Genomic DNA, 25,537 nt, shown 5'->3' with positions numbered 1-25,537 from the left:
CCCCTCTCGTACGTCGGTTCCTGTGGAACGGGTGCTGATTCTCACGTCCGTACAAGGCCGGATCGGTTGCCGTTTGTCACATCTCCCGGTGTTAGCTTTCTGAGCTGACCTGAGCGACGAACCTGTGTGACACGTGAGCGAGGCGTGCCCACAGATGACCGAAGCGGAGCGGATCGGACCCATGGGACGAGCGGAAGAGAGAAAAGCGCGACAGCGCGGTGGACGCCGCGCGGCGCCGAAACGCCGCCGTTCGTCGGGTGCGGCCCAGGGCGCGGGCGGGAAGGGCCGGATACGCCGGCTGTTCACGTGGAAGAAGATCCTCGGCACCTTCTTCGGCCTCTGCCTGCTCGGCATGGGCGCCTTCATCGTGCTGTACATGATGATCGACATCCCCGAGGGCAACCCCGATGCCGAGTTGCAGAGCAACGTCTACAAGTACAGCGACGGCAGCATCATGGCCCGCACCGGCGAGCGCAACCGTGAGATCGTCGACCTCGCCAAGATCCCCAAGGACGTCCAGCGGACCTTCGTCGCCGCCGAGAACAAGACGTTCTACAAGGACGCGGGCGTCGACCTGAAGGGCACCGCGCGCGGTGTGCTCAACACCCTCTCCGGCAAGGGCGCGCAGGGCGGTTCGACGATCACCCAGCAGTACGTCAAGAACTACTACCTGACCCAGGACCAGACGGTCTCGCGCAAGCTGAAGGAACTGGTCATCTCGCTGAAGCTGGACCGGGAGAAGTCCAAGGACTACATCCTCGCCGGCTACATCAACACCAGCTACTACGGCCGCGGCGCCTACGGCATCCAGGCCGCCGCCCAGGCCTACTACCGCGTCGACGCCGAGGACCTGACGGTCGAGCAGGGCGCGTACCTCTCCGCGCTGCTCCAGGCGCCGAACCAGTACGACTGGGCGATCGCCAGCGAGGCCGGCAAGAAGCGCGTCCAGGAGCGCTGGAACTACGTCCTGGACAACATGGTCGAGCAGAAGTGGCTGAACTCGGGCGACCGGCAGGGCATGAAGTTCCCGACGCCCAAGGAGCCCAAGGCCGCCGCCGGCATGGACGGCCAGACCGGCTACCTGGTGGACGCGGCCAACTCCGCGCTCAAGAAGCAGCTCGTCGCGCAGGGTGCCGCCGAGGACATGGAGCAGGCCAAGGCCCTGGTGGACCTCGGTGGCTACACCGTCACCCTCAACGTCGACAAGAAGAAGCAGGCCGCGCTGGAGGAGGCGGTCAAGGAGAAGCTCACCAGCAAGCTGGACCCCGACAAGCGCAAGGTCGACGCGGACGTCCAGGCCGGTGCCGTCTCCGTCGACCCGAAGACGGGCTCCGTCGTCGCGATGTACGGCGGCGTGAACTACCTGAAGCACTACACCAACAACGCCACCCGCGACGACTACCAGCCCGCCTCCACCTTCAAGCCGGTGATCCTCGCCGCCGCCGTCGACCACGACGCGGAGACCCAGGACGGCGTGCCGATCACGGCCAACACGATCTACAACGGCGACAGCAAGCGCCCAGCGATGGACGGGGACCAGAAGGTCGGCTTCGCACCGCCCAACGAGGACGACGTCGACTACGGCGACATCGACGTCCAGGAGGCGATGAACAAGTCCGTCAACTCCGTCTTCGCGCAGATGGGCATCGACGTCGGCATGACCGAGGTCATGAAGGTCGCGGCCGACCTCGGCATGGACACCGAGGGCGACGACCCCGTCCCCGCGCAGACCCTGGGCAGTATGGGCGCCAGCCCGATGGAGATGGCCGGCGTCTACGCCACCCTCGACAACCACGGCAAGAAGGTCACCCCGGCGATCGTGAAGTCGGTCGAGCACAAGGACCGCACGATCGAGATGCCCGACCCCGTCGGCGAGCAGGTCATCAGCCGGGAGGCCGCCGACACCGTGACCTCCGTGCTCACCGGCGTGGTCGACGACGGTACGGCCAAGAGGTCCGTACGGGAGAACCCGCTGCGGGACGGACAGCAGGTGGCCGGCAAGACCGGTACGTCCGACGACAACCTGTCGGCCTGGTTCACCGGCTTCACCCCCGGCCTGGTCACCTCGGTCGGCCTGTTCGGCGAGGACGACAAGACCCAGGACCACGTGCCGATGTACAAGGCCGCCGGCGTCGACTACCGCGTCAACGGTGGTGGCCCCCCGGCGGAGATCTGGGCCGCGTACACCTTCGGCGTCATGGACGAGGTCACCAAGTTCGACCTGGACACCAAGCAGGGCGCCGCCGTGAAGCCCAGCAAGTCGCCGACCACCTCCCAGTCGCCGAGCGAGTCGCCGACCCGGGAGGAGACGACCGAGGCGCCGCCCCCCTCCAAGGACCCGACGACCGAGGCACCCCCGTCGACCGGCCCGACGACCCAGGAACCGCCCGAGTCGCCGACGAACTCGCCGTCGAACAGCCCGTCCACCGAGCCACCGCCGGACGGCGGCGGGTCCACCGAGTCGGGGGAGCCCGAGTTCCCCGGCGGGGACCGGCTGCCGTAGACCGTCAGCGAGTCGCGGAAACACGCGAAGGGGCGCCCGGTGCTCACCGGGCGCCCCTTCGCGCGTGTTCGCCGTTCCTCGGACTCAGCCGCGGTTCAGCTCGAACCACACCACCTTGCCGGTGCTCAGCCGCGTCGCGCCCCAGCGCCGGGCCAGCCGGTTCACCAGGTACAGTCCGCGGCCGCCCTCGTCGGTGGCGCGGGCCTGGCGCAGCCGGGGCAGCTGCGGCACGTCGTCGCCGACCTCGCAGCGCAGCACGTCCGTGCGCAGCAGCCGCAGGGTGACCGGTTTCGACGCGTACCGCACCGCGTTGGTCACGACCTCGCTGACGAGCAGCTCCACGGCGTCCGTGAGGTCCTCCATGCCCCAGCGGGCGAGCGCACGCCGGGCCAGCCGGCGGGCCTTACCGGGGGCCGCGTCCTCCGGATCCAGGAACCAGTACGCCACGTCGCTGGGCGCGATGCCGTCGAAGCGGGCGGCGAGCAGCGCGATGTCGTCGTCCCGGTCGCCCGGGCCGAGCATGTCGAGCACCTCGTCGCACAGGGCTTCCAGGGGCGGCGGATGGTCGGGACCGGTGAGCTGCGCGGTCGCCGCCAGCCGCTCCCGCAGCTGCTCTATGCCGGTCCACACGTCCCGCAGCCGGGACTCGACCAGCCCGTCCGTGTACAGGAGCAGGGTCGCGCCCGCCGGGGCGTCCAGCTCCACGGCCTCGAAGTCCACGCCGCCCACCCCGATCGGGGCGCCGGCCGGCACCCGCAGCACCTCGGCATGGCCGCCCAGGTGCAGCAGGACGGGCGGCGGGTGGCCGGCGTTGGCGACGGTGATGCGGTGCGCGACCGGGTCGTACACCGCGTACAGGCAGGTCGCCATCCGGTCGGTGCCCAGCCGCTGCGCCTGCTCGTCCAGGTGGTGCAGCACCTCCTGCGGCGGCAGGTCCAGGCCGGCCAGGGTCTGCGCCGTGGTCCGCAGCTGGCCCATGATGGCCGCCGACGTCATGGAGTGGCCCATCACGTCCCCGACGACCAGCGCGACCCGGCTGCCCGGCAGCGGAATGGCGTCGTACCAGTCGCCGCCGACCCGCGCGGTCTCGGCGGCCGGGAGATAGCGGGAGGCCAGCCGCACGCCGGTGCAGCGCGGCAGGTTCTCCGGGAGCATCGTGCGCTGCAACTCGTCGGCGATGTACGCCTCACGCCCGTACAGCACGGCCTTGTCGATGCCCAGCGCGCTGTGCGTGGCGAGCTGCGCCGCCACCAGCAGGTCGTCGGCCTCGAAGGCGATGCGCTCCGGACCGCGCAGGAACAGCGCGGCGCCGATCACCCGGCGCCGTCCGCGCAACGGGGCGAGGATCGCCCTGCGGCCGTCGGGCAGCGCGAAGTCCCGCTCCTCGCCCAGCAGTTCCGGCAGCGCGGCGCGGGCGGCGGGCGTGTCCGTGAACACCGGGCGCACCCCCCGCAGCACCTCGGCCAGCGCGCTGCCCGGCCGCACCTCGCACAGCTCGGCGCCGACCGTCTCCAGCTCCGACGGCTCCGGCTGGGGCGCGGGGGTGAAACCGCCCTCGGTGTCCCGCTCGGCCGGTATGCGGTCGGTGCGCCGCAGCCGCAGGACCAGGGGGCCGGTGGGCCGCTCGTCGCCGACCGGCAGCGGCTCGCGCAGATAGACCAGGATGGCGTCCGCGAAGGTGGGCACGGTGGCCCGGCACAGCCCCATCACGATCTCGTCGAGGTCCATGCCCCGGGCGATCCGCCGGGTCGCGGCGCCCACGAACCGCAGCCGGTCCCCGTCCCGCCGCATGGGCGTGGGCCGGCCGGGCGCGGTGGGCTGCCCGGTACGCCGGTCCGGCTCCGACGGCGCGTCAAGGCGGCCCGGGCCCCCGGCACCGGCCGGCGCCCCCGAACCCGGCTGTACGACACCGGCCTGCCCGCCGCTCGCGGACGCGCCGCCCGCGGCCACCCCGTCCGAGGTCACGCCGCCCGGGACACCGCCCGTCGAGGAAGTGTCGCCCGACGGCGCACCGCCCGGCTGCCCGCCGTCCGGCTGGGCCGGGACGCCCTCGGACGCGGGCCGCGGCCGGTGCGTGTCCGGCTCGGCGGCCTGCTCGGCGCCCGGCTGGGAGTGCTCGAAGGCCCCCGGGGCGTCCTCGCCCGCGACGGGCGGCGTCTGACCGGCGGCCCCCTGAGCCGGTAACGCGGACCCGGAGGCCCGCGGCGGCACGGGGGTACGCAGGAGCGCCCCGCGGGGATCCGTGGGGTCGGCGCCCGTCGAGGGGCGGTCGAAGGAGGTCGGGTGCTCCGTCACGCGTGTCGAATCCATCCGTCCGGGACTGCGCGCGGCGCGTGCAGTTCGTCCCGCAGAAATCCCGATACCCGCAATCCGTGCCCAAGGAACGGGGTTCCCGCGTGGTCAGAGGCTGTTCCTGTGTCACCGGCGGACCGTCCGCGGTCCGTCTGCGTGTTGCCCTCGTACCCCTCGCTCACGTCCTGCCGCCCCTCGGTGACGATCGGTCAAGCACAGCGCACGCTCCGCCGGTTGCCGTTGCCGCGCTCTTTGCGGAGGACGATCCTACGTTTCCTGCCGGGGGGCACATCAAGGGTCTCATGAGGAGACGTGCGCGGGCGTGCGATCCCAGTCGCCCGGCAGGGGCGGCACCGGCCACGCCGGATCGGGGCGCCAGTGCTCCCAGCCGTCGGCGAACGGGGACCCCCAGGCACGGATCTCCGCGACCGCGGCCCGGCTCGCCCGGCGCACCCGCCCGGCCAGTGCCGGGTCCATCAGCCGGTCCCGCTGGGCCTGCGCGAACTCGTCCTCGTCCCGCCAGTGCCAGCTGCGGTCGGGGTGGACCGAGATGTCCAGGAAGTGGTCCTCCGAGTCGACCCCGCCCTCCCAACGGGCCAGCGGCTCCTCCAGGTTCACGTACCAGTTCTTGAACTGCCAGCCCGGGTCCCAGAACAGCCACACCGACCACGCCTCGCCGGGCCGCGCCAGCTTCAGCACACCCGTGCCGAACCACCGGTCGCGCTGCACGGTGCGCGGCTTGGTGTACCGCGTGGCCAGCGGTTCCAGGTGGACGGGCGTGCCGTCGGCGAGGACCGGTTTCACGCACTCGGTGCCGGGCGCCAGCCACACGGCGAGCAGTTCGGCGTCGTCCCGTACGACGGTGACGGGGCGCGCGATGTGGACGTGCGGTCCGCCGTTCTCCCGGTACCGCCACAGGATCCGGCTGCCGGGAGCCCAGTGGTCCACCGGGCCCGCCGGACCGTCCGCTCCCGGCCCCGTCGCCGCGCTCACCGCTTCTCCGTCTGCCATGGAGAGATATTAGGTGCCATGGCCAATCGCCGCGCCGAAGATCGCGAGAGCGTGCGCCGGCGCACGCCCCCGCGTTCCGCCGGGCGCCGTCACGGACGGGTCATCCGCAGCACGTCCAGCGCCTCGTCCAGCTGTTCGTTCGTCAGGTCGCCGCGTTCGACGTATCCGCCCTCCAGCACGACCTGACGGATCGTCTTCCGCTCGGCCAGCGCCTTCTTGGCCACCTTGGCGGCCTCCTCGTACCCGATGTACTTGTTGAGCGGCGTGACCACGGACGGCGACGACTCGGCGTACTCCCGGGCCCGCTCCCGGTGCGCGACGATCCCGTCCACGGTCCGGTCGGCGAGCAGCCGGGAGACGTTGGCGAGCAGCCGCACCGACTCCAGTACGTTCTTGGCGATGACCGGCAGCATGACGTTCAGCTCGAAGTTGCCGGCCGCTCCGGCGGCGGCGACCGTCGCGTCGTTGCCGGTGACCTGGGCGGCGACCATGAGGACCGCCTCCGGGATCACCGGGTTGACCTTGCCCGGCATGATCGACGATCCCGGCTGGAGGTCGGGCAGCGAGATCTCCGCGAGTCCGGTGCGCGGCCCGGACGCCATCCACCGCAGGTCGTTGGCGATCTTCGTCAGCCCGACGCCGATGGTCCGCAGCTGCCCGCTCGTCTCGACGATGCCGTCCCGGGCGCCCTGCGCCTCGAAGTGGTCGCGCGCCTCGGTCAGCGGCAGCCCGGTCGCGCGGGCCACCTCCTCGATGACGGCGGCGGAGAAGCCCGGCGGGGTGTTGATGCCGGTGCCGACGGCGGTGCCGCCCAGCGGCAGCTCGGCGAGGCGGGGGAGGGACGCGTTCAGCCGCTCGATGCCGTACCGCACCTGGGCCGCGTACCCGCCGAACTCCTGCCCCAGGGTGACCGGCGTGGCGTCCATGAGGTGCGTACGCCCCGACTTCACCACGTCGGCGAACTCCCGCGCCTTGCGCTCCAGGGCGCCGGCGAGGTGGTCCAGGGCCGGGATCAGGTCGCGGGTGACGGCGGCGGTGGCCGCGATGTGGATCGAGGACGGGAAGACGTCGTTGGACGACTGGGAGGCGTTGACGTGGTCGTTGGGGTGCACGTCCCGGCCGAGCCGCTCGGTGGCCAGGGTCGCGAGGACCTCGTTGGTGTTCATGTTGGACGAGGTCCCGGACCCGGTCTGGAACACGTCCACGGGGAAGTGCTCGTCCCACTTCCCCTCGGCCACCTCGGCGGCCGCCTCCCGGATGGCCCCGGCGACGTCCGCGTCGAGCACCCCCAGCTCGGCGTTGACCTTGGCCGCCGCGCCCTTGATCCGCGCGAGCGCCTCGATGTGCGCGCGCTCGATGCGCTGCCCGGAGACGGGGAAGTTCTCCACCGCCCGCTGGGTCTGGGCGCGCCACTTGGCGTGGGCGGGCACGCGGACCTCGCCCATGGAGTCGTGCTCGATGCGGTAGTCGCTCATACCGGGTACAGCGTGCGGGACGGTGCGGATGTTCCGGGCCCGGGCCGCATTCGCCCCCGCCGCCCCTTCCCGTCCCGTCTCCGGGGCTCCGCCCCGGACCCCGCTCCTCAAACGCCGGAGGGGCTGACAGACCAGCCCGTCCGGCGCTTGAGGACGAGGCCGTCCAGGCCGAACGGGGGTCTGGGGGCGCAGCCCCCGGGGACGGGACGGGAAGGGGCGGCGGGGGCGAAGAAACCCTCGGCCGCCCCCTCCGGCGGGCTACGCCAGCCCCGGACCCCGGACCGGAATCGTCGTGAACGTCGGCGCGGGCGCCGGGTCCTGGAAGAAGTCGTTGCCCTTGTCGTCCACCACGACGAACGCCGGGAAGTCCTCGACCTCGATCTTCCAGACCGCCTCCATGCCCAGCTCCTCGTACTCGACGACCTCGACCTTCTTGATGCAGTCCTGTGCGAGCCGGGCCGCGGGACCGCCGATCGAGCCCAGGTAGAAACCGCCGTGCGCGTCGCACGCGTCGGTGACCTGCTTGCTCCGGTTGCCCTTCGCCAGCATCACCTTGGAGCCGCCCGCCGCCTGGAACTGCTCCACGTAGGAGTCCATGCGCCCGGCGGTGGTCGGACCGAAGGACCCGGACGCGTACCCCTCCGGCGTCTTCGCGGGACCCGCGTAGTACACCGGGTGGTCCTTCAGGTACTGCGGCATCTCCTCACCCGCGTCCAGCCGCTCCTTGATCTTGGCGTGCGCGATGTCGCGGGCCACGACCAGCGGACCGGTCAGCGACAGCCGGGTCTTGACCGGGTGCTTGGTCAGCTCGGCCAGGATGTCGTCCATGGGCTGGTTGAGGTCGACCTTGACGACGTCCGAGGCCTCGTCCAGGTGCTCGTCCGTGGTCTCCGGCAGGAACCGCGCCGGGTCGGTCTCCAGCTGCTCCAGGAAGACGCCCTCGGCGGTGATCTTCGCGACCGCCTGCCGGTCGGCCGAGCAGGACACGGCGATGGCGACCGGGCAGGACGCCCCGTGCCGGGGCAGCCGCACCACGCGCACGTCGTGGCAGAAGTACTTGCCGCCGAACTGCGCGCCGATGCCGATCCTCTGCGTCAGCTCGAAGACCTTCTCCTCCAGCTCCTTGTCCCGGAAGCCGTGCCCGAGCGCCGAGCCCTCGGCCGGGATCTCGTCCAGGTAGTGCGCGGAGGCGTACTTCGCGGTCTTCAGCGCGTACTCGGCCGACGTGCCGCCGACCACGATCGCCAGGTGGTACGGCGGGCAGGCGGCCGTACCGAGCGAGCGGATCTTCTCCTCCAGGAACTTCATCATGGAGGACTCGTTCAGGACGGCCTTCGTCTCCTGGTACAGGAACGACTTGTTGGCCGAGCCGCCGCCCTTCGCCATGAAGAGGAACTTGTAGGCGCCGCCGTCGGTCGCGTACAGCTCGATCTGCGCCGGGAGGTTGGAGCCGGTGTTCTTCTCCTCCCACATGGTGAGCGGAGCCATCTGCGAGTAGCGCAGGTTCAGGTTCTTGTACGCGTCGTAGATGCCCCGGCTCAGGGCCTCCTCGTCGCCGCCCGCCGTGAGCACGTTCTGGCCGCGCTTGCCCATGACGATCGCCGTGCCGGTGTCCTGGCACATCGGCAGCACGCCCGCCGCCGCGATGTTCGCGTTCTTCAGCAGGTCCAGGGCGACGAACTTGTCGTTGCCGGACGCCTCGGGGTCGTCGACGATGCGGCGCAGCTGCGCCAGGTGCGCCGGGCGTAGGTAGTGCTGGATGTCGTGAATGGCCTCCTCGGCCAGCTTGCGCAGCGCCTCCGGCTCCACCTTGAGGAAGGTCCGCCCGTCGGCCTCGAAGGTGGAGACACCCTCGGCGGTCACCAGCCGGTACGGAGTGGTGTCCTCGCCCTGGGGGAGCAGATCGGTGTACGCGAACTCAGGCATCTCGCCCATTCCTCACTCGACATCACGCGCGGCTGGATTCCTCAGCAACGACGGCTGGCCTCCATTGGCAGCGCCAACCAGCGTAAAACCTGCCCGTGACGCCGAGCGGGTGAGGTAAGACTCAGTTGGCCGCTCCGGGTCCGCGACAAGGTTGTCCACAGGGCTAGTCGCGATCTATCGCGTTTCGGTACGCTACTGCCGTGGACCTTCAGAAGCACGCCCCAGCCGCACCGCGCACCTCCGAGCTGCGCGCCTCGGACGCCGACCGCGACCGTGTCGCCGACATGCTGCGCGAAGCCCTCGCCGAGGGACGGCTCACCGCCGACGAGCACGCCGAGCGCGTCGAAGGCGTGCTGGCCGCCAAGACGGTCGGCGAGCTGGACGTCTTCGTGCGGGACCTGCCCGCCGGCCACCGCGGCCGGGACACCTTCGACCCGGCCCCCCACCGCCCCACCGCCGGCGCCATCCCGGCGGAGCCCGACGAGAACGTGGTCGCGGTCTTCAGCAGCGCCGTCCGCAAGGGCCGCTGGCGGGCGAACCGCCGCATCCACGCCTACGCGGTCTTCGGCAGCGTCGAGATCGACCTCAGCGAGGCGGTCTTCGAGTACCAGCAGGTGGTCATCAAGGCGTTCTCCGTCTTCGGCAGCGTCGAGGTGCGCGTCCCGGAGAACGTGTCGGTGCGCGGCGCGGGCGGGAGCGTGCTCGGCAGCTTCGAGGTCCACACCCTCGACTCCAGCGAGCCGGAGGCCCCCGTCATCTACATCGACGGCTGGGCCGTGCTGGGCAGCGTGGAGGCCCGTCCCAAGCGCGGAAAGATCGTCGCGGACATCCTCGACCGGGTGCACCGCCGGGTCGAGAAGGGTTTGCGCAAGCACGTGTAGCGCGGCACCGGCAGCGGTTGCGAACCCAGTGCATAGGCGCGCGTACAACGGGTAAGCCTTGACGCATCGTCTCTCGCTAGCGAAGCCGTCGTCAGGAGTAGACCCGTGCTGCAACCGCCGCATTCGTCCCTGCAGGTAGCTGCCGTTCCGGCCCAGCGGGTGCCCGTGCGGGACAGGGACCAAGACGCTCCCTGGCACACCGAGGCGGTGTGCCGGCGCGACGAGGCCGGACTGTTCTTCGCCCCCTCCAAGGAACCGACCGCGGCGCGTCTCTCCCGCGAAGAGGCCGCCAAGCGCGTCTGCGCGCGCTGTCCGGTCATGGTCGAGTGCCGCGAGCACGCCCTGCTCCAACCCGAGCCCTACGGCGTCTGGGGCGGCCTCACCGCCGCCGAACGCCGCGTGGTCCTGGCCCGGCGCCGCCGCCGCGACGTCGAACTCAAGAAGGCCGCCCGCCCGACGGGCCGCATAGCGGCGGCCGGCTAGCCCACAGACACCCGAAGGGGCACCCTCTCCGCACAGAGGGCGCCCCTTCGACGCGGAGGCCCCACGGCCCCTGCCCAACCCGCGGCCCGCCCCGCAGCCGCAACCGACGGCGCCTTCTAATGCCGGGGCCCGCAGCCGCCCAAACGGGCGCGGGGCTGTACCCGATCGTGGACGCGACCCACGGCGCCTTCTAATTCCGGGGCCGCAGCCAACCAGCAGGGGCGCGGGGCTGTATCCGATCTGCGGCCCCGCCGCGTGGGCGCGACTGACGGCGCTTTCTATTGCCGGGGGCCCGCAGCCAACCAGCAGGGGCGCGGGGAACTGCGCGACAAGCCACGACGCCGCCGCAGCCGCCACACACCAGGCACCCCCGACGCACTAGGCGCCCCGCGAACCCGACGGAGTCACTTCGCCCGGTCGAAATCCACCGCGCTGTACGCCCGCAGCTTGCTCAGCCGATGCTCGGAGTCGATCCGCCGCACCGTCCCCGACTTCGACCGCATCACGATCGAGTCGGTCGTCGCCGTCTCCGACCGGTACCGCACCCCCCGCAGCAGCTCCCCGTCGGTGATGCCGGTCGCCACGAAGAAGACGTTGTCCCCGGAGACCAGGTCGTCGGTGGTGAGCACCCGGTCCAGATCGTGCCCCGCGTCGACCGCGCGCTGCCGCTCCTCGTCGTCCTTGGGCCACAGCTTGCCCTGGATCGTGCCGCCCAGGCACTTCACGGCGCAGGCCGAGATGATGCCCTCCGGCGTGCCGCCGATGCCGAGCAGCAGGTCGATGCCCGTACCCTCGCGCAGCGCCAGGATGGAGCCGGCCACGTCGCCGTCGGAGATCAGCTTGATCCGGGCGCCGGTCTCCCGGACCTCCTTGATGAGGCCCTGGTGCCGCGGCCGGTCGAGGATGACGACGGTGACGTCCTCGGGCGTGCGCCGCTTGGCCTTGGCGATCCGGCGGATGTTCACGGCGACGGGCGCGTTGATGTCGACGAAGTCGGCGGCCTCGGGGCCCGTGACCAGCTTGTCCATGTAGAAGACTGCGGACGGGTCGAACATGGAGCCGCGCTCGGCGGCCGCGAGCACCGCGATCGCGTTGGTCATGCCGTTGGCGGTCAGCGTCGTGCCGTCGATCGGGTCGACGGCGATGTCGACCTCGGCCCCGGTCCCGTCACCGACCCGCTCCCCGTTGAAGAGCATCGGGGCCTCGTCCTTCTCGCCCTCGCCGATGACGACGACGCCGTTCATCGAGACGGTGTGGACGAGGGTCCGCATGGCGCGCACCGCGGCACCGTCGGCGCCGTTCTTGTCACCGCGCCCGACCCAGCGGCCGGCGGCCATCGCCGCGGCCTCGGTGACCCGCACGAGCTCCATGGCGAGGTTGCGGTCGGGGGCCTCCGAGGGGACGTCCAGCTCGGACGGGAGATGATGCTCGGTCATCGGAACGCACCTTTCTGATACGACGACGGCCGGATGAGGGTATGGCCACGACTCTATCGTCAGTCCGACAAAATGAGCAGGGGACCCCACGTATGAGCGGATCAGGCACCTGCGACGATAGGGGGCGTGGCAGGTATGAAAGGCAAGCAGAAGTCGGCCCGGGACATGATTCTGTCCCTCGGGGTCATCGTCCTCGCGGCGGGCGTGATCTGGATCTTCATCCCGCACGACGACGGCGAACCGGACGTCAAGCGGGTCGACTACCGGGTCGAGCTGCTCACCGCGCAGCGCGCCGCGTCCTACCCGGTGGCCGCGCCCGAGGGGCTGTCCGAGGACTGGAAGCCGACCTCCGTGCGCTTCCGGGGTGACGACTCCGACGCCTGGCACCTCGGGTTCAGCGCCCCGGACGGCGAGTACGTGGCGATCGAGCAGTCCACGAAGAAGCCGGCCACGTTCATCCACGACGCCAGCCAGGGCGCGCGGGCGACCGAGCGGACCGAGGAGATCGGCGGCCGGACCTGGACGCGGTACACGGGCGGCCGGTACGACGCGCTGGTGCTGCACGGCACCGACGACATGGAGGGCGCGACGACGGTCGTGGCCGGCACCGGGTCGTTCGAGCAGCTCGGCAAAATGGCGGCGGCCCTGAAGCTGACGTGACCGCCCGAGGGGCGGGCCGAGCGGCCCGGCCCGCCGCCCTCACAGGTCATGGCGAAGCCCCCGGCGGGATGCCGGGGGCTTCGTCGCGCGTGCGGTGCCGCGTGCCTCAGACCGTGGTGACGACCTGGTCGTAGGCCAGGCGCGGGGAGCGCGGGAACCAGGCGTCCGGGCCCGGACGGCCGATGTTGACGACCATCAGCGGGGTGTGGTCGTCGTCCAGGAACTCCTTGCGCACGCCCTCGAAGTCGAGGCCGGTCATCGGTCCGGCGGCCAGACCCGCGGCGCGGACGCCGACGATGAAGTAGGCGGCCTGGAGGGCGGCGTTCAGGGTGGCCGCGCCCTCGCGGACCGGGCGCTCGCTGAAGAAGGCGTCCTTCGCGGCGGGGAAGTGCGGGAAGAGCTCGGGCAGCTCCTCGTGGAACTCGTTGTCCGCGGACAGGATCGCGACCAGCGGGGCGGTGGCGGTCTTGGGCCGGTTGCCCTCGGCCATGTGCGCGACCAGACGCTCGCGGGCCTCGGGGGAGCGGACCAGCGTGATGCGCAGCGGTGACTGGTTGAAGGCGGTCGGGCCGTACTTGACCAGGTCGTAGATCGCCTGCACCTGCTCGTCGGTCACCGGCTCGTCGGTGAAGGTGTTCGCCGTGCGGGCCTCGCGGAACAGCAGGTCCTGGGCGGCGGGGTCAAGAACGAGAGACATGCGTGATCTTTCTCCGGGGGTGCGTCGGCTCCGCGCGGCGTGGGACCGGGAGCCCTTGGCGCTGACGACACTACGGCAAAGAAGTTCAAACTTCAACCAAAACGGGATTGCGGTGATCCGCTTCACACGTCCGCCCGGGTGACGGGGCCCTGGCGTGTGCGGCGGCGCGTGTGTCGATAGGGCGCGGTTTCCGCGCGGCGCGTCTATATGACGATGTGAAATTCAAGTCAGCCAGCTCCGGCATTGATGCATCCGGACCAACCGTCGCGGTCGTGGGACTCGGCTACGTGGGACTCCCCACCGCACTCGCCCTCTCCGACGCGGGCGCCACCGTCATCGGCGTCGACAGCAGCCCGGACCGGCTGCGGGACATCGCACGCGGAGCCGTGGACCTGCTCCCGCTGCACCACGCGCAGCTCGCCTGCGCCTCGGCCGGCGACCGCTTCCGGCTCACCCCGGACGCCACGGCGGTGCGCGACGCCGACGCCGTGGTCATCTGTGTGCCCACCCCCGTCGACGCCCGGCGCCGGCCCGACCTCACCGCGCTGTCCTCCGCCTGCGCCTCGGTGGTGGAGCACGCCGTGCCCGGCCAGCTGATCGTGCTCACCTCCACCAGCTACGTCGGCACCACCCGCGACCTGCTGGTCGAACCGCTGCGGGCCCGCGGTCTCACCGCCGACGAGGACGTCTACGTCGCCTTCGCCCCCGAGCGGATCGACCCCGGCAACGAACGCCACACCCCCGAACGCACCCCGCGCCTGGTCGGCGGCGCCGGACCGCGCAGCAGTCGCGCCGCCGCGGACCTGCTGGCCCCGACGGCCTCCGTCGTCCGCACGGTGCCCGACCCCGAGACCGCCGAGATGGCCAAGCTCTGGGAGAACACCTACCGCGCCGTCAACATCGCCCTGGCCAACGAACTCGCCGACGCCTGCCAGTCCCTCGGTCTGGCACCGGTCCCGGTGATCGAGGCCGCGGCGACCAAACCGTACGGCTTCATGCCCTTCTACCCGGGTCCCGGTGTCGGCGGTCACTGCATCCCGTGCGACCCGCACTACCTGCTCTGGCAGCTGGCCAAGGCCCGGCAACAGGCGCCGCTGGTCGCCACCGCTCTCGCGGCCAACAGCCGCCGGCCCGCACGGATCACCGAACGCGCCCTCGACCTGCTCGCCGACTCCGGCGTCCCCGCGCGCGACGCCCGCGTCCTGCTGATCGGCGTCGCCTACAAGGAGGGCGTGGCCGACGTCCGGGAGAGCCCCGCCCTGGAGATCCTCGCCGGGCTCGCCGAGGCCGGCGCGCACGTCGCGTACTGCGACCCCCTGGTGCCCTCGCTCCACGTCGGCGCGGACGCGCTGCACCACGTACCCGACCCGCACACCCGCCCCTGGGACCTGGTCGTCCTGCACACCGTCCATCCCGTGCACGACCTGACGTGGCTGTGCGCCGCCGGCGCCCCGCCCGTCCTGGACACCCGCCAGCGCGGCCCGCTCACCAAGGCGGCGGCGCGGGCCGGTACCGGCGTCCCGCCCGCGGCGGAGGCCACCGCATGACCGTCCTGCGCCCCGGCCACGGCCCGGCCGTCCCGCCCCGCTCCGCCGCCCGCCGGCGCCTCGGCGCCCGCCTCGAGACCCTGCACCCCGGCGTCCGCCGCGACGTCGTACGGCTGCTCACCCTCCTCGCCCTGCTGCCCCTGCTCCTGCTGCTGGCCCGCGGCGCGGTGCGCCTGCCGCACGCCTTCGACCCGCTCGCGCTGTACGGCCTGGCCGTCCTGGCCGGCACCGTCTGCCTCCTCCACCTCGCCTACAGCCGCTACGACGACCCGGCCGTACGCCCGCTGCGCAGCCGCCCGCGCGACGCCGAGGCCTTCCCGGCCCTGCCCGCACAGCCCCGGGTGAGCTTCCTGCTGGCCGTGCGCAACGAACGCGCGCACATCGAGGCCTGCGTGCGTTCCATGGCCGCCGTGGACTACCCCGACCTCCAGCTCGTCGTGGTCGACGACGCCTCCGACGACGGCACACCCGCCGTACTGGAACGCCTCGCCGAGGAACTGCCGCTCACCCTGATCCGGCTGGAGCAGAACCTCGGCAAGAAGGGCGCGCTGGTCCGCGCCTGCGCCGTCGCCGACGGGGACGTGCTGCTGTTCACCGACTCCGACTGCGTCGTCGCGCCGGACGCCGTACGGCACTGCGTCACCGCCCTGGTCCGGCACCCGGAGCTGGGCGCCGTCAGCGGACACTGCCGGGCGCTCAACACCGACGCCGGTCTGCTGGCACGGGTCCAGGACATCTGGTACGAGGGGCAGTTCCGGATCAGCAAGGCCGCCGAGGCCGCCTTCGGCGCGGTCACCTGCGTCTCCGGGCCGCTCGCCGCCTTCCGCCGCGAGGCGATCTACAACTACCTGCCCGCCTGGGCCGAGGACCGCTTCCTGGGCGCCCCCTTCCGCTTCGCCACCGATCGCCAGCTCACCGGCTACGTCCTGGGCCAGGCCTGGCACGGCCGCGCGCTCAAGGACCGGCACGCCGACTCCCCCTTCGTCCGCGCGCACGACTATCCCGAACTGCGCTGGGAGGTCGGCTACACCCGGTCCGCCCGCGTGTGGACCCGGGTGCCGTCCCGGCCCGGCTCCTTCCTGCGCCAGCAGATCCGCTGGAAGAAGAGCTTCATCAGGAACCTCTTCTTCACCGGCGGCTTCATGTGGCGCCGCGGCCCGGCCGCCGCCGCCCTGTACTACGGGCACGCCCTGTGGGTGATCGCCGCACCGGCCCTGGTCGTACGGCACCTGCTGTGGGCCCCGCTGCACCTGGCGGGCTTGCTGACCCTGCTGTACCTGGGCGGGGTCGTCCTCAAGGGCTGCGTCTGGGGCCTCGCCTACCGGCTCGACCACCCGGGTGACCGGGCCTGGCGCTGCCGCCCCCTGATGAGTCTGCTGTCCTGCTGCGTACTGGCCTGGCTGCTGCCGTACGCCCTGCTCACGCTGCGCCGCGGCGTCTGGTCGAGGAGTGCCGCATGAGAGTCCTGCTGCGCGGGCTGGGCCGCTCGCTCGCCGTCGGCCTCACCTGCGCCGTCATCGCCCTGGTGTACCTGTTCGTCGTCACCCGGGGACGGTGGATGTGAAGAGCGACGACTGCCCTGCGACCCTGCCCCGTCGGAGCCGGGACGTACGCCCCCTCCTGCGCGCCGCCCTCGGACTGCTCACGGCGGCCGTCGTGGCCCTGCCCTTCACCGTCGCCTGGCAGTACGACGCCCTCCGGCGCGCGGTGGCCGAACAGACCGCGCCGCCCCTGCCCGGCGGCGACTCTGGCGCCGGCGCGGACGCCAAGGCGACGCCGCCCGCCGGGAGCGCGCCGGTCGTCCTCGCCTACCACGACATCGGCCCCGACGACCGCAGCCGCTACACCGTCTCCCTGGAGCACTTCGACGCCCAGCTGCGCGCTCTGCGCGACGCCGGCTACCGGACGCTGTCCACCCGGGAGTTCACCGACTTCCTGCGCACCGCCCGCACCCCGCAGCCGCGCACCGTCTACCTCACCTTCGACGACGGCACGCACGGACTGTGGACGCACGCCGACCCGGTCCTGGCCAGGTACGGGATGAAGGCCGCCGCCTATCTGATCACCGGGCAGGTGGGGACCCACCGGCCGTACTACCTCTCCTGGCCCGAGATCGAACGGATGGCGCGTTCCGGACGCTGGGACTTCCAGGCCCACACCCACCTCAGCCACGAACGCGCGGCGGTGGACGCCGCCGGACACGAGCGGTCGGTGTTCACCAACCGGCGGTGGCTGGCGGACGAGGGGCGCGCCGAGACCCCCGACGAGTACCGGCGCCGGATCGCCGCGGACCTGGACCGGTCGGCCCGCACCCTCGTGCGGCACGGCCTGCCCCGACCGCGGCTCTTCGCCTACCCCTTCTCGGAACGGCTGGACGAGTCCAACCTGGGCGCGCGCGACGCCGAGGCCCTGCGGTCCGCGCTGCGGCAGCGGTTCACCGCCACCCTCACCAACAGCGCGGCGCGTCCGTCGCCGGCCGGGCCGCGGGCGGCCGCCGTCGGAGAGGTGCAGCGCCTCGAGGTCACGCGGGACACCACCGCGGCCGGTCTGCTGCGCGAACTGGCCCGCTGGGACCCGGTGGCGCCGCGGGACGCCGGCCGGCCGCTGTCCCACCCGGCGCACTGGCAGACGACCGGTGCCTCCGAGCAGGCCGGGCCCGGGATGCTCACCGGCGACAGCCGTCCCCCGGACGGCACCGCGTACGTCTCGGCCGACTACCGCCCGCTGGCCACCGCCGACTGGACCGACTACCGCCTGCGCGCCACCGTCGGCGGCCTGCACGGCACCTCCAACGGCGTGGGCATCACCGTGGGGGCGGGCAGCGACCATCCCGTGTCGCTCTCCGTCGGCCACCACACGGCGAGCCTCACCACGGACGGCCCGGCGGGAACCGGCGACCGGCGCAGCTGCCGGCTCGACCCCTCCGCCACCCACCGGATCGCCGTCTTGGTGACCCCGCGGCAGGTGCGGGTGAGCGTCGACGGCAAGACCTGCACGGCGTTCCGCGCGGGTCGGTGGCGGGTCGCGGAGGGCGCCGGGGGCTTCTCCCTCAACGTGCGCAACGACGGGCCCGAGCGGCAGTGGCCCCGCTTCACCTCGTTGCAGGTGGAGTGACGTGCCTCACAGGCGTTCCGCGATCACTTTCCGCGCCGGCCGCGGTCGACAGGATGCAGGAGCACATCGCCACTCGTACGTCGTCCCAGGGAGCGCATCGACATGACCGCCACCGTGAAGGGCCCGGCCAGTTACTTCCCGTCCATCGAGAAGAAGTACGGCCGTCCGGTCGAGGAGTGGAAGGACCTCATCCGTACCTCGCCACTCACCAAGCACATGGAACTCGTCGCCTGGCTCAAGACCGAGCACGGCCTGGGCCACGGACACGCCAACGCGCTCGTCGCGCACACCCTGGCCGAGGACACGGCGAAGGACGCCTAGCCGGTCAGGCCCCCGGGGTGTCGCCGCCCGCGGCGGCGGCGTCCTCGGCGCCCGCCTCCTCCTCGGCCAGCGCCGCGTCCAGGCGGGCCCGCGCGCCGTCCAGCCGGCGGCGGCAGACCTTCGCCAGCTCCTCGCCCCGCTCCCACAGGGCCAGGGACTCCTCCAGCGTCGTACCGCCGGCCTCCAGGCGCCGGACCACCTCGATCAGCTCGTCCCGCGCCTGCTCGTAACCGAGCGCCTCGGACATCGCCGTCGGCTGCTCCACCTCGCTGGTCATCCACCCACCCTATGCGTCGACTCGTACGGAGAAATCGCCCTCGGAGACCCGAGCGCGCAGCGTCTCGCCGGGCTCCACCTCGCCGGGGTCGCGGACGGCGTGGCCGTCGGCCCGCTGGAGCACCGCGTACCCGCGCTTGAGGGTCGCGGCGGGGGAGAGGGCCACCACGCGCGCGTGCGTGTGCGTCAGCTCGGAGTCGGCCCGGTCGAGGTGGTGCCGCAGCGAGCGGCGGCCACGCTCCAGCAGCGCCGTCACCTGCTCGGCCCGCTCCTCGATCATCCGGTGCGGGTCCTGTATCGACGGCCGGGCCAGCGCGTGGGCCAGCCCGCGCTCCTCGCGGTCGACGAACGCCGCCACGCACCGCCGGGCGCGGTCCCGCAGCAGCCGCACCCGCTCGTACTCCTCGCCGACGTCCGGTACGACCTTCTTCGCCGCGTCGGTCGGTGTGGAGGCGCGCAGGTCGGCGACCAGGTCGAGCAGCGGGCTGTCCGGCTCGTGGCCGATCGCCGAGACGACCGGCGTACGGCAGGCCGCCACCGCCCGCACCAGCTGCTCGTCGGAGAACGGCAGCAGGTCCTCCACGCTGCCGCCGCCCCGCGCGACGACGATGACGTCCACGTCGTCCAGCGCATCCAGCTCCTTCACCGCCTGCACCACCTGCGGCACCGCGTGCACGCCCTGCACCGGGACGTTGCGCACCTCGAAGCGGACGGCCGGCCAGCGGTGCCGGGCGTTCTCCAGGACGTCCCGCTCGGCGGCCGAGGCCCGCCCGCACACCAGGCCGATCAGCTGCGGCAGGAACGGCAGCGGCTTCTTCCGCTCGGCCGCGAACAGCCCCTCGCGCGCGAGCGCCTTCTTCAGCTGCTCCAGCCGCGCCAGCAGCTCACCGACGCCCACCGGCTTGATCTCGGCGGCCCGCAGCGACAGCTGCCCCCGCGGCGCGTACCACTCCGGCTTGGCGTGCACGACCACCCGCGCGCCCTCGCCGACCACGTCCGCCACGGCGTCGAACACCTGCCGGTAACAGGTCACGCTCACCGAGATGTCGTACGACGGGTCGCGCAGCGTCAGGAAGACCACACCCGCGCCCGGCCGGCGCGACAGCTGGGTGATCTGCCCCTCGACCCAGACCGCGCCGAGCCGGTCGATCCAGCCCCCGATCAGCCGGGACACCTCGCCCACGGGCAGCGGGCTTTCGGGAGTCGAGTTGGCAGCCATGCGCCCGAGCGTAACGGCCGGGTCCGACAATCCGGCCCTTCGCGTCCGTCCCCCCTCACGCGCCCGCCCGGTCCGTGTCCCTCCGCCCCCTCCACTGCACCGCCAGCACCACCAGACCCACCGCCAGCCAGATCGCGCCGACCACCTGGGCCGTCCCCGACGCCTCCACGATCACCGCGACCGTGATCGCCGCGCCCAGCACCGGCACCACCAAGTGCCGCCACCAGCTGAGGGTGTCCCCGCGGCGCCGCACCACGAACCAGCCCACCACGCTCGCGTGCAGCAGCGTGAACGCGGTCAGCGCGCCGACGTCGACCACCGAGACCAGGTGGTCGAGACCGTCGTCCCGGCGCGCCGCCCACACCGCCGCCGCCATCGTGATCACCGCCGACACCAGCAGGGCCACCCGCGGCACCCCGGCGTCCGTCCGCGACAGCACCCCCGGCAGCCGCCGGTCCCGGCCCATCGCGAACAGCAGCCGCCCGGCCGCCGCCTGCCCGGCCAGCGCCGCGAACGCCGCGCCGATCGCCTTGCTCACCGCCACCAGATCGTGCAGCCAGGTGCCCACCGACGCGTCCACCGCGTCGTAGAACGCCGAGCCCTGCCGCTCCGGCTCCGCCGCCAGCTGCGCCGACGACACCGGCTCCAGCAGCGCCACCAGGTACGTCTGCGCCACGAACAGCACACCCGCCAGCGCCAGGCAGAACAGCAGCGCCCGCGCGACCTTCGCCGAACCGCCGGTGACCTCCTCGGCGAACGTGGCGATCGCGTCGAAGCCCAGATACGAGAGCACCGCCACCGACACCGCCCCGACCACCGCCGACAGCGCGAACGCCCCCTGGGTGCCGTCCCCCGACAGCGGCGACAGCCAGTCGCGCTCCGCCCCGTCCTGCGCCAGCACCACGATCGCGGTCGCCACGAAGACGAGCAGGACGACGATCTCCATGGCGAGCACCAGGAAACCCACCCGGGCCGCCGTCCGCACCCCCCACAGGTTCAGCAGCGTCGTGACGACCACCGCGATCGCCGTCCACACCCACCGCGACACCTCGGGAACCAGCGCCTCCATCGCGATGCCGGAGAACAGGTACGCCACCGCCGGGATGAGGATGTAGTCCAGCATCGCCATCCACCCGGCGACGAACCCGGCCCCGTTGCCGAGCCCCGCGCGCGCGTAGGCGAACACCGAGCCAGCCTGGGGGACCACCCGCACCATCTGCGCGTAGCTGAATGCGGTGAACGCCATCGCGACCGTGGCGACGAGGTACACCAGCGCCACCGCACCGTGCGACTTGGCGTCCAGCGTGCCGAACACGCCGACCGGCGCCATCGGCGCGATGAACAGCAGGCCGTAGACGACCAGGTCCCTGAAGCCCAGAGTGCGCCTGAGCTGGTGCTCACCACCGGCCCCCGGGGCCGTCGTATCCGCCTGCGACATCGTGCCTCCGCCAGTACTTCGGTTCCCGCCCGGGTTTCCGCCTCGGGCCACGCATCGGAACGTTCCCGCCAGTCTCCCCGGCAACGCCGTACCCACGCGATCTCTGACCCGCCGAACGCGGCCTTACGATGGGTGCCATGACTGCTTCGCCTGGCCGCCGTGTCCTGCTCGCCGCCCCCCGTGGCTACTGCGCGGGTGTGGACCGCGCCGTGATCGCCGTCGAGAAAGCCCTGGAGCAGTACGGGGCTCCGGTGTACGTCCGGCACGAGATCGTCCACAACAAGTACGTCGTGCAGACCCTGGAGAAGAAGGGCGCCGTCTTCGTCGAGCGGACGGAAGAGGTCCCCCCGGGGAACATCGTGATGTTCTCCGCGCACGGCGTGGCCCCCGTCGTCCACGAGGAGGCCGAGCGCGGGAAGCTCGCCACCATCGACGCCACCTGCCCGCTCGTCACCAAGGTCCACAAGGAAGCCGTCCGCTTCGCGAACGACGACTACGACATCCTGCTGATCGGCCACGAGGGCCACGAGGAGGTCATCGGCACCTCCGGCGAGGCCCCCGACCACATCCAGCTCGTCGACGGCCCCGAGGACGTCGCGAAGGTCGAGGTCCGCGACCCGTCGAAGGTCGTCTGGCTCTCCCAGACCACGCTCTCCGTCGACGAGACGATGGAGACCGTCGACGCGCTCCAGGACAAGTTCCCGCAGCTCATCTCCCCGCCGAGCGACGACATCTGCTACGCCACGCAGAACCGCCAGCTCGCGGTGAAGCAGATGGGCGCCGAGGCCGAGCTGGTGATCGTCGTCGGCTCGCGCAACTCCTCCAACTCCAAGCGCCTCGTCGAGGTCGCCAAGCAGGCCGGCTCCCGCGCGGCGTACCTGGTGGACTTCGCCGACGAGATCGACGAGTCCTGGCTGGACGGCGTCACCACGGTCGGTGTCACCTCCGGTGCCTCCGTCCCCGACGTCCTGGTCGAGCAGGTCCTGGAGTGGCTCTCGCGGCGCGGCTTCGAGGACGTGGAGATCGTCAAGGCCGCCGAGGAGTCGATCACCTTCTCGCTGCCCAAGGAGCTGCGCCGCGACCTGCGCGAAGAAGCGGCCTCCCTGGTGGCGGAGCGGGGCGGCTCGGGGACGGCGGGGGACTGACCACCGACCGGGGCACCGCCTGGGTGACTGTCAGTCGTCCGTCGTAACGTAGGGCCATGCAGATCTTCGGCGTGGACATCGGCGGATCCGGGATCAAGGGCGCCCCTGTGGACCTCGACAGGGGCGACCTGGCCCAGGAGCGCTGCAAGGTGCTGACCCCGCACCCGGCAACCCCCGACGGCGTGGCCGACGGGGTCAAGGAGGTCGTCGAGCACTTCGGCTGGACCGGCCCGGTCGGGCTCACCTTCCCGGGCGTGGTGACGGGCGGCGCGACGGTGCGCACCGCGGCCAACGTCGACAAGAGCTGGGTCGACACCGACGCGCGCGCCCTGTTCAGCGAGCGGCTGGGCGGGCTCGACGTGACGGTGGTCAACGACGCGGACGCGGCCGGCGTCGCCGAGATGCACTTCGGCGCCGGGCGCGGCCGCAAGGGCACGGTCATCCTGCTCACCTTCGGCACCGGCATCGGCAGCGCGGTGTTCACCGACGGGGTCCTGGTCCCCAACACCGAGCTGGGCCATCTGGAGCTGGAGGGCCACGACGCGGAGAAGCGGGCCTCCAGCAAGGTCAAGGACGACCACGACATGTCCTGGGAGCACTGGGCCCACCGCGTCCAGAAGTACCTCGCACACGTCGAGATGCTGTTCTCGCCCGAGCTGTTCATCATCGGCGGCGGCGTCAGCCGCAAGTCCCAGAAGTTCCTGCCCCACATCGAGGGCATCCGCGCGGAGATCGTCCCCGCCCAGCTCCAGAACAACGCGGGAATCGTGGGAGCGGCGATGCGCGCGGCGGGCTGAGCGGGGGCGGGCGTCCGTCCTAGCGGGAGCGGGCCGAGCGGGGTGGTCGGGCCGGGGCCCGGTCGGAACAGGGGCTGGTCGGCTGGTCAGGCATGCGGCCGGGTCCGAACAGAGGCCGGGCAGGCCGGGTCTGGGTCCGGGTCCGGGTCCGAACAGGATGCCCGGGTCAGGCAGGCGGCCGGTCCGGACAGGGGCAGGCCAGTGAGGCATGCGGCTGGTCCGGACAGGGGCCACTCCAGACAGGGGCTACTCCGGACGGGGGCCGGTCAGGCCGGGGGCCGGTTGCGGGCGGCGGCCCGTCGCCGTACCAACCGGATCCGGCGGACGATCACGGCCGACCCGGCGACCAGCGTCCCGCCGTACAGCCACCCGGCCTCGGTGGCCAGCGCGGTGACCAGCCCCATCAGCCGCCCGCCGATTCCGTCCCCGCTCTCCGCCACGGGCACCAGGCCCACGGCGAAGGCGATCGGCACGACGACGGGTGCGGTCAGCAGGTCGCCCCGGCGCACCCACAGCGCGGTGAGCAGGCTCACCGGCACGAACAGCACCCCGTACACGGTCAGGGACGCGCCGAAGAGCAGGTCGTCGAGGAAGCCCAGCAGGGTCATCACGGCAGCGCAGAAGAGACCGCTGCCGAGCCCGGTCAACCGCGGATTGGGCATCCCCCGCAGGGCACGCACGACCCGGGCCACCGGTGAACCCGCCCCCGGAGCCGGGCGCACCGGCTGCGCGGGCCGTCCCACCGGCCGCCCGGCCCCCCGGCCCACCGGCGGCCGCGCGGCGGCGGCACCGCCCCGCCCCTGGGCGGGCAGCGGCGCCCCGCTTCGTCGCGGTCCGTACTGGGCAGGTCGCGTCCTGTGTTGCTCCACTGGACCAACTTAGGTCGGTTTATGTGCCGAATAGGCCGACAGACACGCCGCCGGGCGTGTCTTGGCCAAGCGTTCGACTCCGCGCGGGTCCGGTACGGCACACCCCGTAGACTGGTGGATCGGCCCATGCGTGGCCCGCCCCATCCCACCCGCTCCTCCGCATCTCACGTACGGGAAGTCGCAACGTGTCGCTCACGATCGGAATCGTCGGTCTGCCGAATGTCGGCAAGTCGACCCTGTTCAACGCCCTGACCAAGAACGACGTGCTCGCGGCCAACTACCCGTTCGCCACGATCGAGCCCAACGTCGGCGTGGTCGGCGTCCCCGACCCCCGCCTGGCGAAGCTGGCCGGGATCTTCTCCTCCGAGAAGATCCTCCCGGCGACGGTCGACTTCGTCGACATCGCGGGCATCGTGCGCGGCGCGAGCGAGGGCGAGGGCCTGGGCAACAAGTTCCTGGCCAACATCCGTGAGTCCGACGCGATCTGCCAGGTCATCCGCGCCTTCAAGGACGAGAACGTCGTGCACGTCGACGGCAAGGTCTCGCCGAAGGACGACATCGAGACGATCAACACCGAGCTGATCCTCGCCGACCTCCAGACCATCGAGAAGGTCCTCCCGCGCCTCCAGAAGGAGTCGCGCATCAAGAAGGACATCGCTCCCAAGGTCAAGGCCGTGGAGGAGGCCAAGGAGATCCTGGAGAAGGGCGACACCCTCTTCTCCCAGGGCATCCTCCAGGGCACCGAGCGCGCGGAGCTCCTCCACGACCTCCACCTCCTCACGACCAAGCCCTTCCTCTACGTCTTCAACGTCGACGAGGACGAGCTGACCGACGACGACTTCAAGGACGAGCAGCGCGCCCTGGTCGCCCCCGCCGAGGCGATCTTCCTCAACGCCAAGCTGGAGGCGGACCTCGCCGAGCTGGACGAGGACGAGGCCCTGGAGCTCCTCCAGTCCGTGGGCCAGGAGGAGCCCGGCCTCGCCACCCTCGCCCACGTCGGCTTCCGCACCCTCGGCCTGCAGACCTACCTGACGGCCGGCCCCAAGGAATCCCGCGCCTGGACCATCAAGAAGGGCGCCACCGCCCCCGAGGCCGCCGGTGTCATCCACACCGACTTCCAGAAGGGCTTCATCAAGGCGGAGGTCATCTCCTTCGACGACCTGGTCGAAACGGGCTCGGTCGCAGAGGCCCGCGCCAAGGGCAAGGCCCGCATGGAGGGCAAGGACTACGTCATGCAGGACGGGGACGTGGTGGAGTTCCGCTTCAACGTGTAATCGAGCGATTACTGAACGTTGATGCACTTCGTTTGACGTGCAGAACAGGGGTCGAGCTCTCTTGAGCTCGACCCCTGTCGTCAGCGCATCGGCCCTGGCTGGCCAGATTGACGGCTGAGCGCCGTACTTCTCGATAATGCGATGCATATCAGCTCGCTTACGGGCCCAGAGCG

At 72.0% G+C, this 25,537-nt stretch carries 21 protein-coding genes; 11 read left to right on the top strand and 10 right to left on the bottom strand.

The window, feature by feature from the left end:
- The first annotated feature begins 181 nt into the window (after positions 1 to 181).
- Entirely contained in the window at positions 182 to 2,503 is a 2,322-nt protein-coding gene (locus tag B9W62_RS13775; protein ID WP_179235479.1) for a transglycosylase domain-containing protein, read from the top strand.
- Positions 2,504 to 2,587: 84 nt separating this feature from the next.
- On the opposite strand, the gene B9W62_RS13770 is transcribed toward B9W62_RS13775, so the two are convergent.
- From B9W62_RS13770 to B9W62_RS13755, 4 genes are all read right to left on the bottom strand, one after another.
- Positions 2,588 to 4,798 carry a SpoIIE family protein phosphatase gene (locus tag B9W62_RS13770; protein ID WP_087807466.1) on the bottom strand — a complete coding sequence of 737 codons (2,211 nt, stop codon included), beginning with the start codon at positions 4,796 to 4,798 and terminating at the stop codon, positions 2,588 to 2,590.
- Positions 4,799 to 5,095: 297 nt separating this feature from the next.
- Positions 5,096 to 5,806, bottom strand: coding sequence for a cytidylyl-2-hydroxypropylphosphonate hydrolase (locus B9W62_RS13765; RefSeq protein ID WP_087807465.1), 711 nt, complete (start codon positions 5,804 to 5,806; stop codon positions 5,096 to 5,098).
- Positions 5,807 to 5,895: 89 nt separating this feature from the next.
- Positions 5,896 to 7,281: a class II fumarate hydratase gene (locus B9W62_RS13760; protein ID WP_087807464.1), complete on the bottom strand. Its 1,386-nt coding sequence runs from the start codon at positions 7,279 to 7,281 to the stop codon at positions 5,896 to 5,898.
- Between the two features lie 258 nt (positions 7,282 to 7,539).
- On the bottom strand, positions 7,540 to 9,207 hold the full coding sequence (locus B9W62_RS13755) for a fumarate hydratase (RefSeq protein ID WP_179235477.1): 1,668 nt from the start codon (positions 9,205 to 9,207) through the stop codon (positions 7,540 to 7,542).
- Between the two features lie 200 nt (positions 9,208 to 9,407).
- Between B9W62_RS13755 and B9W62_RS13750 the strand changes: the two genes are divergently transcribed.
- The gene (locus tag B9W62_RS13750; RefSeq protein ID WP_087807462.1) at positions 9,408 to 10,088 is read left to right on the top strand and encodes a DUF1707 SHOCT-like domain-containing protein; all 681 of its coding nucleotides are present in this window, start codon (positions 9,408 to 9,410) and stop codon (positions 10,086 to 10,088) included.
- A gap of 105 nt (positions 10,089 to 10,193) precedes the next feature.
- The gene (locus tag B9W62_RS13745; protein ID WP_087807461.1) at positions 10,194 to 10,571 is read left to right on the top strand and encodes a WhiB family transcriptional regulator; all 378 of its coding nucleotides are present in this window, start codon (positions 10,194 to 10,196) and stop codon (positions 10,569 to 10,571) included.
- Between the two features lie 404 nt (positions 10,572 to 10,975).
- Here B9W62_RS13745 and glpX read toward each other — a convergent pair whose 3' ends face one another.
- A complete protein-coding gene (glpX, locus tag B9W62_RS13740) occupies positions 10,976 to 12,007 on the bottom strand; it encodes a class II fructose-bisphosphatase (protein WP_087807460.1) in 1,032 nt (343 codons plus the stop codon).
- Positions 12,008 to 12,142: 135 nt separating this feature from the next.
- Between glpX and B9W62_RS13735 the strand changes: the two genes are divergently transcribed.
- Entirely contained in the window at positions 12,143 to 12,667 is a 525-nt protein-coding gene (locus B9W62_RS13735) for a DUF4245 domain-containing protein (RefSeq protein ID WP_087807459.1), read from the top strand.
- A gap of 106 nt (positions 12,668 to 12,773) precedes the next feature.
- On the opposite strand, the gene B9W62_RS13730 is transcribed toward B9W62_RS13735, so the two are convergent.
- Positions 12,774 to 13,364 (bottom strand): malonic semialdehyde reductase, encoded by a 591-nt coding sequence (locus tag B9W62_RS13730; RefSeq protein ID WP_087807458.1) that lies wholly within the window; start codon positions 13,362 to 13,364, stop codon positions 12,774 to 12,776.
- A gap of 215 nt (positions 13,365 to 13,579) precedes the next feature.
- Between B9W62_RS13730 and B9W62_RS13725 the strand changes: the two genes are divergently transcribed.
- The 4 genes from B9W62_RS13725 (at position 13,580) to B9W62_RS13705 (ending at position 18,346) form a co-directional block, all read left to right on the top strand.
- Positions 13,580 to 14,911 carry a nucleotide sugar dehydrogenase gene (locus B9W62_RS13725; protein ID WP_087807457.1) on the top strand — a complete coding sequence of 444 codons (1,332 nt, stop codon included), beginning with the start codon at positions 13,580 to 13,582 and terminating at the stop codon, positions 14,909 to 14,911.
- A complete protein-coding gene (locus tag B9W62_RS13720) occupies positions 14,908 to 16,371 on the top strand; it encodes a glycosyltransferase family 2 protein (protein ID WP_087807456.1) in 1,464 nt (487 codons plus the stop codon). Before B9W62_RS13725 ends, B9W62_RS13720 begins: the two co-directional genes overlap by 4 nt.
- A 100-nt stretch (positions 16,372 to 16,471) precedes the next feature.
- The gene (locus B9W62_RS13710; RefSeq protein ID WP_087807454.1) at positions 16,472 to 18,025 is read left to right on the top strand and encodes a polysaccharide deacetylase family protein; all 1,554 of its coding nucleotides are present in this window, start codon (positions 16,472 to 16,474) and stop codon (positions 18,023 to 18,025) included.
- A gap of 102 nt (positions 18,026 to 18,127) precedes the next feature.
- Entirely contained in the window at positions 18,128 to 18,346 is a 219-nt protein-coding gene (locus B9W62_RS13705; RefSeq protein ID WP_087807453.1) for a DUF4287 domain-containing protein, read from the top strand.
- Between the two features lie 4 nt (positions 18,347 to 18,350).
- On the opposite strand, the gene B9W62_RS13700 is transcribed toward B9W62_RS13705, so the two are convergent.
- Genes B9W62_RS13700 through B9W62_RS13690 form a run of 3 tightly spaced genes read right to left on the bottom strand, consistent with a single transcriptional unit; the run spans position 18,351 to position 21,279 of the window.
- Positions 18,351 to 18,623, bottom strand: coding sequence for an exodeoxyribonuclease VII small subunit (locus B9W62_RS13700; RefSeq protein WP_087807452.1), 273 nt, complete (start codon positions 18,621 to 18,623; stop codon positions 18,351 to 18,353).
- Positions 18,624 to 18,632: 9 nt separating this feature from the next.
- Positions 18,633 to 19,841 carry an exodeoxyribonuclease VII large subunit gene (gene xseA / locus B9W62_RS13695; protein ID WP_087807451.1) on the bottom strand — a complete coding sequence of 403 codons (1,209 nt, stop codon included), beginning with the start codon at positions 19,839 to 19,841 and terminating at the stop codon, positions 18,633 to 18,635.
- A gap of 55 nt (positions 19,842 to 19,896) precedes the next feature.
- Complete coding sequence (locus B9W62_RS13690) at positions 19,897 to 21,279, bottom strand: APC family permease (RefSeq protein WP_087807450.1); 1,383 nt, start codon at positions 21,277 to 21,279, stop codon at positions 19,897 to 19,899.
- A 128-nt stretch (positions 21,280 to 21,407) separates the two neighbouring features.
- Between B9W62_RS13690 and B9W62_RS13685 the strand changes: the two genes are divergently transcribed.
- Positions 21,408 to 22,424 (top strand): 4-hydroxy-3-methylbut-2-enyl diphosphate reductase, encoded by a 1,017-nt coding sequence (locus tag B9W62_RS13685; protein WP_087807449.1) that lies wholly within the window; start codon positions 21,408 to 21,410, stop codon positions 22,422 to 22,424.
- Between the two features lie 56 nt (positions 22,425 to 22,480).
- A complete protein-coding gene (gene ppgK, locus B9W62_RS13680) occupies positions 22,481 to 23,221 on the top strand; it encodes a polyphosphate--glucose phosphotransferase (RefSeq protein WP_087807448.1) in 741 nt (246 codons plus the stop codon).
- Between the two features lie 266 nt (positions 23,222 to 23,487).
- Here the strand turns inward: ppgK and B9W62_RS13675 are convergent, their stop codons facing one another.
- Positions 23,488 to 24,090, bottom strand: a complete 603-nt coding sequence (locus B9W62_RS13675; protein WP_087807447.1) for a DUF6542 domain-containing protein — start codon at positions 24,088 to 24,090, stop codon at positions 23,488 to 23,490.
- Between the two features lie 185 nt (positions 24,091 to 24,275).
- Between B9W62_RS13675 and ychF the strand changes: the two genes are divergently transcribed.
- Positions 24,276 to 25,364: a redox-regulated ATPase YchF gene (ychF, locus tag B9W62_RS13670; RefSeq protein ID WP_087807446.1), complete on the top strand. Its 1,089-nt coding sequence runs from the start codon at positions 24,276 to 24,278 to the stop codon at positions 25,362 to 25,364.
- The last annotated feature ends 173 nt before the right edge of the window (positions 25,365 to 25,537 follow it).

Origin of the sequence: Streptomyces sp. CS113 (assembly GCF_002188365.1) — a bacterium.
GTDB classification, from domain to species: domain Bacteria; phylum Actinomycetota; class Actinomycetes; order Streptomycetales; family Streptomycetaceae; genus Streptomyces; species Streptomyces tendae.
Note: the sequence above shows the minus strand (reverse complement) of the source record. Positions and strands in the feature narration are given on the sequence as shown.